A 6,372-nucleotide genomic window follows, 5' to 3' on the forward strand; every position below is an offset into this window, starting at 1 on the left:
GCCACTGCAGCAACAGCGCCCCGTTCTTCCCCGACTACGGGCAATGCTGACGGCGGCCACCGCACTTGCTTCGCGGCTTACGCCGCTCCTACAGTTGCAGCTTGAAGTCGGTGTAGGCGTAGCGCGATTCGCGCAGCACGGTGTCGCCGCGTTGCAGCGCCAGTGAGGTGCCGAACATCGGGCCGGCGCTTACGCAGGTGTGGAATTCACCATTCTCGCCGCAGGCGTCGATGCCGCTGGGTAGTTCGGAGAGCAGCGCATGGTCGAATGCGCTGCCGGCAAGAGCAGCATCCAGATGATGGGTGTCCACGCAGCACAGGTGTGCTTCCAGTCCGCCGGCGATCATCTCGGCGGCCAGTGCAGTCGTGTCGCGGCCAAACAATGGAAACAAGGTATTCCAGCCCTGCGCCGCGTACTGCTGCTCGCGCCATGCGCGGATGTCCTGCAGCAGCAGGTCACCGAAGGCAATGGTGTCCAAACCAGGCCAGCGTTGCTGCGCCTCGGCAAGAGCAGCTGTCATGCGCTGCAGGTACACCGCGTTGTCGCAGGCCTGCGGTATCCATGCTTCCAGCAAGGGCAGGCCGGCGGCGGCGGCCTGCGCCTGCAATACCGTGTGGCGTACACCCTGCATCGAGGAGCGTTCATAGCCTTCGGTCAGGGTGCTCAGCAAGGCGACGACCTTGGTGTCATCGCCTTGCTGGAGTTCATGCAACGCCCAGGCGGCGTCTTTGCCGCCGCTCCAGGACAGGAGAGCCGCCGTGCTCAAGACTCAGCGCACATCGCGCAGTTCCCAATGGCTGCCGGCCAGCATGCGCAGGCGCTGCTTGAACAGGTCACCGGGCAGGCTGGTGCTGGCGACCAGGTCGATGCGCAGGTCGGACTGTTTGCCGGTTACCGTGGCGGCTGGATCCGTTGCGCCCAGGCCCGGGTCGACATCTTCAGGTTCGTCCTGGGTGGCCTTCCAGCGCTCGAACAGCTCCGGCGTACGCAGGGCTGCCTGCAGTTGCTCGGCGAAGGCGTCGGCGCCACTGGCGGTGAATGACAGGCGCGGATCGCTGCCGCGGGCCTTGGCGGGATCGGGAAGCGAGATGGAATAGTGCACGGTCATTGGGGGCCTCCTTGTTGGAACAGCAGACTAGCGCGTCAGCTGTAGAGATATTGTCCAGAGCGCATGGCCAGGCCACGAGGTTGGATCAGCTGCCGAAGGTGTGCGGTTCATCGGCAAAGCCAATCGTCACCGCGCCCTTGCCGACGTTGACCATGCCGGTCAGGCTCATCACCGCTTCCAACAGGGCGACGCCGTGCTGATCGCAGGTATCGCGCAGCTGCCGGTAGCCGGGCAGGGCGCGCAGCTCGCCCAGCGGGCCGCCGTAGCTGACGCATACCGTCGGGGTGATCAGGCCGTGCACCACGCGCCTGCCGACAAAGTCGAACAGGGCCTGCACGGCAGGGTCGAAGCCCTTGATCTTGGCCACCGGCTCGGTATTGCCGCGGTAGCCGTGCAGCACCGGTTTGATGTCCAGGGCACTGCCAAGTGCAACGCTGAGCAGGCCGACGCTGCGGTCACCCTTGTGGCGGGCGCGGGCACGCAGGTAGTACAGGTCGCGGGTGACCATGTAGCCGTGCACATTGCTGGCCACCAGTTCCAGGCGTTCGCGCATCTGCGGCACGGTGGCGCCGCTGTCACGCAGGCGCACCGCTTCCACCGCACTCACCGCTTGGGCGGCGAACAGGTTCTGGGTGTCGATGACGCGCAGGCTGAACGGTGAGTTGTAGCCGGCAGCCTGGCGGATCGGCTTGTATTCGTTGAGGATGCTGTAGCTGGCCTGCACCGCGTTGTCGTGCAGCGGGCTGCGGGTGCGGGTGATGGTCATGCAGAACACCTGGTCGAAATCGGTGACCAGGCGGTTCAGGAACAACTCGCGGATCTGCTCGGCGCTGTACGGAATGGTCTCCGCCTCGGCGCTGCGCTCACTGAGCGGGCCCTGCAGGAAGGCCAGGGTTGATTCCTCGTCGCGGTGGTCCGGGAGCAGGGTGTCGCCGATCCGCACGCTGATGGGGAGCAACACGATGTTGTTGCCTTGCAAGTAACCTGCGGGCAGGTCGCAGGCTGAGTCGACCACGATTCCTATGCGCATACTGTCGTTTCCCCCCCCGGGTTGGTAACAGTCTCGAAAGATTGGAACCCTATCGCAATTTTGGGCGGTTAGAGGTGGTTTCTTCGGTCATCTTCGCAATAAAAGTCATCTTTTTTCACCGCCCACTCATTTCCTCCTGCGGGGCTGGCCATTAAGCTACTGCCCAGCAAGCTCGGCCAGCTCCCGGGTTGCGACGGCATGGGTGGGGAGTGTCACCGCCTGACGGTAGGTGATGAGCCAGGGATTAGTGATGGAAACGGCAGGTTCAGTGGTTGAGTTCTGGCGCGCGGCAGGTCCGCAGCGTTGGTTTGAGCGTAATGAGGCGTTCGATGTGGAGTTCCGGGAGCGTTTCCTGGACCTGCACTATCAGGCTGCCCGGCGCGGCTGTGAGGATTGGCTGGAGAACGCCGAGGGCGCGCTGGCCCTGCAGATCCTGCTGGACCAGTTTCCGCGCAATTGTTTCCGCGGCACCGCGCACTCTTACGCTACCGACGGCCTGGCCCGGCACTACGCCATGCGTACCATCGAGGAAGGTTGGGACCGCGAGCTGGCGCTCAAGCTGCGGGCGTTCATCTACCTGCCGTTCGAACACTCCGAGGATCCGCAGGACCAGGAGCGCGCGGTGGCGATGTTCGAGGTGCTGGGCGACCTGGAATACCTGAAGTACGCCGAACTGCACCGCGACATCATCCGCCGCTTTGGCCGCTTCCCGCACCGCAACGCGGTGCTCGGGCGCATCCCGACCGCCGAGGAACTGCATTTTCTTGCCGAAGGTGGCTTTGCTGGTTGAGCGCCCGCTGGAGGTTGGTGTTTCTGATGGTGGTGTTGCCTTGCCCTGATCGCTACAACGGACCACAAATGCGCCGACCATTGCGTTTGTGGGAGCGGCGTCAGCCGCGAAGCTGGGATAGCTGAAGTGCTCGGTACGTTTGCTGTCTGGCAATCCGCGTGCCTCGCGGCTGACGCCGCTCCTACAAAAGCAGCAGTCAGGCTGCCATTGGTACGGTTGATCAGCCAGGCATGAAAAACGCCGGCTATGCCGGCGTTTTTGTATTGCTGCAGCGTGGTCCGATCAGTACTTCGGAACGCTGTTGTCCACGTTCTCCGACCAGGCATCGATGCCGCCGGTGATGTTGAACACATTGGTGAAGCCCAGTGCCAGGAACTGCGCGGCAGCCTGTGCGCTGCGGCCACCACGGTGGCACAGGAATGCCAGTGCGGTGTCCTTGGGCAGGGCTTCGAGCTTGGCGCGGTTGTCGCCGTCGAAAGTTTCAAACTTGCCGTTGATTGCGGCGATGGCGCGCTCATCGGCCGGACGTACGTCCACCACGGTGATGGCACCGGCACGCTGCTGGTCGTCGGCGCTGCGCACGTCCAGGTCCTGCACCGGCTTGGGCGCATTCGGGTTGTTGATCGCCAGGCCCTGGCCACGGATGTCGTCGACCCAGTCGATGGTGATGCCGTCGGCGCGCCGTGCGCTGGAGGAATCGAACTGCACGCGCAGGCCGTTGGATTCGGCAGCGATGGCATTGTCGTCGAACGGGGCCAGCTGGAAGTTCGGCTGGAAGCTGGCATCGATGCTCAGCTGCAGGGCAGCGCCGGGCGAATCGGCCAGTGCGCCCTTGAGCATTTCAACCGCGGCCGGGGTGACGGTGATCGACGGCGGGGTACGGTCCGGCGCGGCCAGGCCGAGCAGGCTGCTCAGTTCGCCGCTGCTGGCCATCTGCAGGATGATGTCGCTGCCGCCGATCAGTTCGCCGTCCACGTACAGCTGCGGAATGGTCGGCCAGTCGCCGTAGGCCTTGATGCCTTCACGGATTTCCTGGTCGGCCAGCACGTTGACGTGGCCGAACTGCACGCCCAGGTCCTGCAGCGCGCCAACAGCCTTGGCCGAGAAGCCGCACTGCGGCATGGTCGGCTGGCCCTTCATGAACAGGACGACGCGGTCGGCGCCGAGGATGGATTCAATGCGCGAACGCAGGGCGGGGTCCAGGGACATCGTGAACTCGTATAGGTGGTCGTAGACCAGCTGATTCTACGCTGCATGGCATCATGGGGAATGACTGCCCCGGAAACCCTGCATCGCATTCCCGTACACCCTTGGCGCTGGTTGCCCTGGCTGATTCTCTCGCAAGTGCTGGTTGCGCTGCTGTGGTGGCAGTTGGGCTGGATCTGGGGCCTGCCCCTGTTGCTGCTCAGCCACGCGTTGTTCATCGTGCCGATATTCCTGCCCAACAGCCGTTTCTATGCGCCGGTCCTCAGCCATGCGCCCGGCCAGGACGTGTGGCTGACCATCGACGATGGCCCGTCCGAGGAGACGCTGGCAGTGCTGGATCTGCTCGACCAGCACGATGCCAAGGCCACCTTCTTCATGGTCGGCGAGCGCGCGCAGGCGCGTCCGGAGCTGGTCCATGAGGTGCTGCGGCGCGGGCATGATCTGGGCAATCACAGTCATTCACACCCGCAGGCCCGCTTCTGGGCGCTGGGCCCGGCGCAGATGGCGCGTGAGATCGGCCGCTGCCAGCAGGCGCTGACCGCCATCGCCGGGACGCCACCGCGCTGGTACCGCTCGGTGGTCGGCATGACCAACCCGTTCGTGGCGGCTGCACTCAAACGCCACGGCCTGGCGCGGATAGGCTGGAGCGCCCGCGGCTATGACGGCGTGAACTGCACGCCGGAAGGTGTGGTCGCGCGGATCGCGCCGGATCTGGCACCTGGCGCCATCGTGCTGTTGCATGAAGGCGCGGCCCACGGTCACAACCTGGCCATCGTTGCAGCAGTGCTGCAGCAGCTGCAGGCGCGCGGCCTGCGCGCCCGCCTGCCGCAGCCAACAGCGTAGACTCGCTCCCCCGCCATTGCGCGGCGTTCTGGACCTGGACCCACACCATGCCTTTCTCCCAACTCGGCCTGTCTCCCTACGTGCTGCCAGCGCTGCAGCAGGCCTTGCAGCAGGCCGGCTATCTGGCGCCAACGCCTATCCAGCAGCAGGCCGTGCCTTTGCTGCTGAAGGGGCGCGATGTGGTGGCGCTTGCGCCTACCGGTTCAGGCAAGACCGCCGCCTACGTGTTGCCGGCATTGCAGCGCTTTTTCATGGCAACGCCACGCAAGCCGCGCGTACTGGCCCAGCTGATCCTGGTGCCGACCCGTGAGCTGGCCCTGCAGGTCAGTGACGTGTTCACCACCTTGGGCCGCGAGCTGCCGCGTCGGCCGCATCTGGTCTGTGCGGTCGGCGGCGTATCGATCAATCCGCAGATGATGTCGCTGCGTGGTGGCGCTGACATCGTCGTGGCGACCCCGGGACGCTTGTTGGATCTGCTGGCGCATAACGCCCTGTCATTGAAGCAGGTGCAGCTGCTGGTGCTGGATGAAGCCGACCGTCTGCTGGAACTGGGTTTCGGCGATGAGCTGCGGCAGATCCTGGCCGAGTTGCCGGTAAAGCGGCAGACCGCCTTGTTCTCGGCCACGTTTGCGGCCGATATCCAGGCCTTGGCTGCAGCGGGCCTGCATGAGCCGCAGCGGCTGGAAATCGGCGAGCAGTCGGCGCCGGATATCGAGCAGCGTGTCATCCATGTCGATAGCGCCCGGCGTGCCGAGCTGCTGCTGTCCTTGCTGGAAGATCCACAGTGGCAGCAGGTGTTGGTGTTTGTCGGCAGCATCCGTGACGGTGATCGTTTGGCCTCGCAGCTGCGCAAAGCCGGTATCAATGCGCAGGCGCTGCATGGCGAACTGTCGCAGGGACGTCGCTTCCGCATGTTGCAGGATTTCAAGGATGGTGAAACGCGGGTGCTGGTGGCGACCGATCTGGCTGCGCGCGGCATCGATATCACCCGCTTGCCGGTGGTGGTGAATTACGACCTGCCGCGTGCGCCGGCGGATTACCTGCACCGTATCGGCCGCACCGGACGGGCGGGGGAGAAGGGCTTGGCGCTGAGTTTTGTCGATGCCGCTGCGATGGCGCATTGGCGCCTGATCTGCAAACGCCATGGGCTGCAGAGCACGACCGAAGTGCTTGAGGGCTATGAGCCTACGCAGGCAGCACCGGTGGCCAGCGTGGTTGCCGACGACAACGGTGGTATCAAGGGCCGCAGGCCGAGCAAGAAGGATAGGGCGCGGGCGGCTGCAGCGGAAAAAGCCGGGTCCTGACAGGACCCTTGTCGGTAAAGCGTCATCTGTAGTGCCGAGCCATGCTCGGCAGAGCCTTACCGGTAAAGCCCCATGCCGAGCATGGCTCGGC

7 protein-coding genes are annotated in these 6,372 nt (G+C 64.8%); 3 read left to right on the forward strand and 4 right to left on the reverse strand.

Annotated features, from left to right (window positions below; all coding sequences use genetic code 11):
• Positions 1-88: 88 nt before the first annotated feature.
• The 3 genes from ACVOLV_RS21775 to ACVOLV_RS21785 all read right to left on the reverse strand — a co-directional run bounded on the left by ACVOLV_RS21775 (position 89) and on the right by ACVOLV_RS21785 (position 2,138).
• Positions 89-766: a Dph6-related ATP pyrophosphatase gene (locus tag ACVOLV_RS21775; RefSeq protein WP_481556179.1), complete on the reverse strand. Its 678-nt coding sequence runs from the start codon at positions 764-766 to the stop codon at positions 89-91.
• A gap of 3 nt (positions 767-769) precedes the next feature.
• Complete coding sequence (locus ACVOLV_RS21780; protein WP_481556180.1) at positions 770-1,108, reverse strand: hypothetical protein; 339 nt, start codon at positions 1,106-1,108, stop codon at positions 770-772.
• An 85-nt stretch (positions 1,109-1,193) separates the two neighbouring features.
• Entirely contained in the window at positions 1,194-2,138 is a 945-nt protein-coding gene (locus ACVOLV_RS21785) for a DegV family protein (RefSeq protein ID WP_481556181.1), read from the reverse strand.
• A 250-nt stretch (positions 2,139-2,388) separates the two neighbouring features.
• Here ACVOLV_RS21785 and ACVOLV_RS21790 point away from each other — a divergent pair, with 250 nt between their 5' ends.
• Complete coding sequence (locus ACVOLV_RS21790; protein ID WP_481556185.1) at positions 2,389-2,928, forward strand: DUF924 family protein; 540 nt, start codon at positions 2,389-2,391, stop codon at positions 2,926-2,928.
• Between the two features lie 282 nt (positions 2,929-3,210).
• Here ACVOLV_RS21790 and grxD read toward each other — a convergent pair whose 3' ends face one another.
• A complete protein-coding gene (gene grxD / locus ACVOLV_RS21795; protein ID WP_481556182.1) occupies positions 3,211-4,137 on the reverse strand; it encodes a Grx4 family monothiol glutaredoxin in 927 nt (308 codons plus the stop codon).
• A 60-nt stretch (positions 4,138-4,197) separates the two neighbouring features.
• Here grxD and ACVOLV_RS21800 point away from each other — a divergent pair, with 60 nt between their 5' ends.
• Positions 4,198-4,977: a polysaccharide deacetylase family protein gene (locus ACVOLV_RS21800; protein ID WP_481556183.1), complete on the forward strand. Its 780-nt coding sequence runs from the start codon at positions 4,198-4,200 to the stop codon at positions 4,975-4,977.
• Positions 4,978-5,024: 47 nt separating this feature from the next.
• The gene (locus tag ACVOLV_RS21805; RefSeq protein WP_481556184.1) at positions 5,025-6,281 is read left to right on the forward strand and encodes a DEAD/DEAH box helicase; all 1,257 of its coding nucleotides are present in this window, start codon (positions 5,025-5,027) and stop codon (positions 6,279-6,281) included.
• The last annotated feature ends 91 nt before the right edge of the window (positions 6,282-6,372 follow it).

It is taken from the genome of Stenotrophomonas sp. STEN023, from assembly GCF_056760135.1.